The sequence below is a fragment of the Vibrio sp. V10_P2A27P122 genome (assembly GCF_963874335.1).
Lineage (GTDB): Bacteria > Pseudomonadota > Gammaproteobacteria > Enterobacterales > Vibrionaceae > Vibrio > Vibrio anguillarum.
Genome location: NZ_CAWNHY010000147.1, coordinates 1 through 3958, shown reverse-complemented (window position 1 = coordinate 3958; position 3958 = coordinate 1). Strand labels below are relative to the sequence as shown.

Annotated in this window: 3 protein-coding genes; 1 reads left to right on the top strand and 2 read right to left on the bottom strand. The window is 45.9% G+C overall.

Features of this window, described 5'->3' with window-relative positions:
* Positions 1-108 precede the first annotated feature (108 nt).
* A complete protein-coding gene (locus AACQ17_RS07255; RefSeq protein WP_013856776.1) occupies positions 109-738 on the bottom strand; it encodes a CoA pyrophosphatase in 630 nt (209 codons plus the stop codon).
* 65 nt (positions 739-803) lie between these two features.
* Positions 804-2195, bottom strand: coding sequence for an aminodeoxychorismate synthase component I (gene pabB / locus AACQ17_RS07250; protein ID WP_094147474.1), 1392 nt, complete (start codon positions 2193-2195; stop codon positions 804-806).
* A gap of 176 nt (positions 2196-2371) precedes the next feature.
* On the opposite strand from pabB, the gene AACQ17_RS07245 reads away from it, so the two are divergent.
* On the top strand, positions 2372-3892 hold the full coding sequence (locus AACQ17_RS07245) for a fumarate hydratase (protein ID WP_010320695.1): 1521 nt from the start codon (positions 2372-2374) through the stop codon (positions 3890-3892).
* The last annotated feature ends 66 nt before the right edge of the window (positions 3893-3958 follow it).

Sequence of the window (3958 nt, the reverse complement as noted above, 5' to 3'; positions counted from 1 at the left end):
ATATAATGCTTCGATTAACATTTATTCATGCCAAACGTTTGCTTTTGGGCGGGATAAGGAAAAATAATCATCCGTGTTATTTAAACTTATGGTTGAATAGTTTGAATATTAATGAGGTTGAATAACTTGTTTTTGCAAAACATGAATGATCTGCGCTGTCATCCCCCAAATAAAATGATGTTGATAAGGGATGGCGAAAACGCGATGTCGTTGATTTTTTACTTGAAATAATTCGCTATAGAGTTTGTTTCGATCAAACAGATGGTGGGCGGGAACTTCAAATATTTCGTCCACTTCATTGGTATCAATAATGGCCTTGTAATTGGGGTTGATAAAAGCAAGAAAGGGCGTCACTACAAATTTACTGACGGTAACCAATTCAGGCAGTTGCCCAAAAATAGTGATGTCGTTTGCTAGAATTCCAATTTCTTCTCTTACTTCACGAAGCGCAGTGATCTGCAGCGAGCCATCGACTTCCTCATATTTCCCGCCAGGAAAACTGATTTGTCCCGGATGATGTTTAAGGTGCGCAGCTCTTTTGGTTAATACCACATTTAAACCATTCTGCCGCTCAACAAAACCAATTAACACTGAAGCCTTGCGTAAGGTTTGAGGAGCAAGGTGTGCCACACGACGGATAGATTCTTCATGATAAGGCACAGGTTGTTGCAACTGAAAGCGCTGGATAAGCCGATCTTTTGTCAAGGGGGTCGCAGTCTGTACGCTGTTTCTCTTCATTTTCGTTACCTACTCGAATTTTGCGTCTATCTCTTTTTAGCCTAGTTCAATAAACCTTGGAAAGGTTAACGAGAATGTTCAAGCACAGGTAAAATGCGGCTCAGTTTATCCAGTGTCTCCTGATATTCAAGCTCACACTGACTATCGGCAACAATACCGCCACCAGCCCAAACGTGCAGTTGTTTCTTCTCTGCCACCAAAGTTCGGATAGCAATACTGCTGTCCATTGTCCCGTGGCGGCTAATATAGCCGATGCTGCCACAGTAAGCGCTACGGCGGTGAGGCTCTAACTCCTCAATAATTTCCATTGCACGTACTTTTGGTGCGCCAGTAATTGAGCCTCCGGGGAAGCTGGCTCTTAATAGATCGGCCGCGCAATAGGCAGAATCAAGTTCTGCGCGAATGGTACTCACAAGGTGATGCACGGCAGGAAAACTTTCAATATCGAACAGCTTAGGCACATGTACAGACCCCGGTTTTGCCACACGGCCAACATCGTTTCGTAATAGGTCAACGATCATCAAGTTTTCTGCTTGATCTTTTTCTGCGCAAGCAAGGTCTGCCGCGTTAGCGGCGTCAATGCTGGGGTTATCGCTTCTTGGTCGGGTGCCTTTTATCGGCTTAGTTTCGATGATGTTGTGTTTGACCTGCATAAAACGTTCGGGAGAGACACTCAAAATCGCTGACTCTTCTAAGCGAATAAAAGCCGAAAATGGTGCGCAATTAAACGCTTCCAGTTTTTGATAAGCTTGCCATTCACTGCCTTCATAATGGGCTTGAAAACGCTGTGCAAGGTTGATTTGATAACAATCACCACTGAGCAAATAGCGCTGGATTTGCTCAAATTTCCGTTGGTAGCTCTCTTTACTCATGTTGGATTGCCAATCAGAGCGTAATACAAAATCGTCGTTATTTTTTGAACTCTGAGCATTGAGCCATTGCCATGCTTCATCAATATGATTGCCTACCACATAGGCGGCTTGGTGCAAATGATCAACGACCACAGCCCATTGATAGAGACCAATCGCCATATCAGGTGTGGATAGATCGTGCTCAGCGAGCGTTGGAATTCGTTCTATCTGCCGCCCTAAGTCATAGGCAAAATAACCGAGTGCACCGCCCACGAAAGGAAGGTCTATATCGCTTTGAACATCGGGCAAATACTGCTGCTGCAACTGTTTGAGCAGTTGGAATGGGTCTGCCTGAGAATCATAACGAGACTGCGGTTCGCATACCGTCGTTTTATCCCCTTGTGTCACTAAGGTGACCAGTGGTTCAGCGACTAAAATATCAAAACGGCTATCTATATGCGTCTTAGAGGCGGAGCGCAACAGCATGGCCCACGGGCAGTCTTCGATTTTAGAAAACAATTGGTGAGCGAGATCGACATGGTAAGTCAGTGCGTTAACTTGGATATGATTGAATTCGTTGTTGTTCATTTGCGTAATTTGTGACAAAGAGACCGATCACTGCATGGCGTGTTGAGTAAAGCAAGAGTATCATAAAATGCAAATTAAAAGCTGCTACTTGATTGAATCACATCAATAAGTTGATTTTTTGCTGAGAAGCTTACCGCTTATTGAATGAGGAACACGCAACAGTCAAGGGAAGCATAACAATAACGAGGCACGCAATGACGGTAATTCGCAAGCAGGATGTGATCAGCAGTGTCGCTGACGCTCTTCAATATATCTCTTACTACCACCCTCTGGATTTCATTCAAGCGCTAGAAAAGGCTTATCATCGAGAAGAGAGTCAAGCTGCGAAAGATGCGATCGCACAAATTCTCATTAACTCGCGCATGTCAGCAGAAGGGCATCGACCCATTTGCCAAGATACCGGCATCGTAACCTGTTTTGTCAACATTGGTATGAATGTGCAATGGGAGTCTGATCTCACGGTGCAAGAAATGATTGATGAAGGAGTTCGTCAAGCGTACACCAATCCAGATAACCCATTGCGCGCTTCTATATTAATGGATCCTGCTGGTAAGCGTATTAATACTAAAGACAATACGCCTGCTGTCGTTCATATCAATATGGTGCCAGGAAATAAAGTCGACATTCAAATCGCAGCCAAAGGTGGCGGCAGTGAGAACAAAACCAAGATGGTAATGCTCAATCCTTCCGATGACATTGCTGAATGGGTAGAAAAAACCGTACCCTTGATGGGGGCGGGTTGGTGTCCTCCGGGTATGCTCGGCATTGGTATTGGCGGCACCGCGGAAAAGGCGGCTGTGCTTGCTAAAGAATCACTGATGGAGCATATCGATATTCAAGAACTGATTGATCGTGGTCCACAAAATGCGGAAGAAGAACTGCGTTTAGATATTTTTAACCGCGTGAATCGTTTAGGCATTGGTGCGCAAGGGCTTGGTGGCTTAACCACCGTTGTGGATGTAAAAATCAAAACAGCGCCGACTCACGCCGCGTCTAAACCTGTTTGTATGATCCCTAACTGCGCGGCAACCCGCCATGTTCACTTTACGCTAGACGGCACGGGCCCTGCTGAGCTTACACCACCAAAGCTAGAAGATTGGCCACAAATTGTGTGGGACGCAGGAGCAAGCGCGCGCCGCGTCAACCTTGATGCGGTCACTAAAGAAGAGGTTCAAGAGTGGAAAACCGGTGAAACACTTCTTCTTTCCGGTAAGATTTTAACGGGCCGCGATGCCGCACATAAACGACTCCAAGCAATGTTGCAAAATGGCGAAGGGCTGCCTAAAGGTGTCGATCTTAAAGGTAAATTTATCTATTACGTTGGCCCCGTTGATGCGGTGGGTGATGAAGTTGTTGGTCCAGCAGGCCCGACCACATCGACACGTATGGATAAATTTACCGACATGATGCTTGATGAAACGGGCATTATGGGGATGATAGGCAAAGCAGAGCGTGGACCTGCGACGGTGGAGTCAATCAAAAACCACAAAGCGGTCTACTTGATGGCGGTGGGTGGCGCGGCTTACTTAGTGGCGAAAGCGATTAAGAAAGCACGCGTGGTGGCATTCGAAGATTTAGGTATGGAAGCCATTTATGAATTCGAAGTTGAAGACATGCCAGTCACGGTTGCGGTGGACTCGCGTGGCGCGAATGCTCACCAAATAGGCCCAGACACATGGAAAGTGAAGATTGCCGAAGCTCAAAAGAAAGCTTAATCTGATCTCATCGCGTTCTCACGATAACTGCAGCTTAGGCTGCAGTTATCGTCTATGAATCAGTAG

Coding starts and splice junctions, on each gene's coding strand:
- AACQ17_RS07255 (WP_013856776.1), bottom strand. CDS start 738: ATGAAGAGAAACAGCGTACAGACTGCGACCCCCTTGACAAAAGATCGG.
- AACQ17_RS07245 (WP_010320695.1), top strand. CDS start 2,372: ATGACGGTAATTCGCAAGCAGGATGTGATCAGCAGTGTCGCTGACGCT.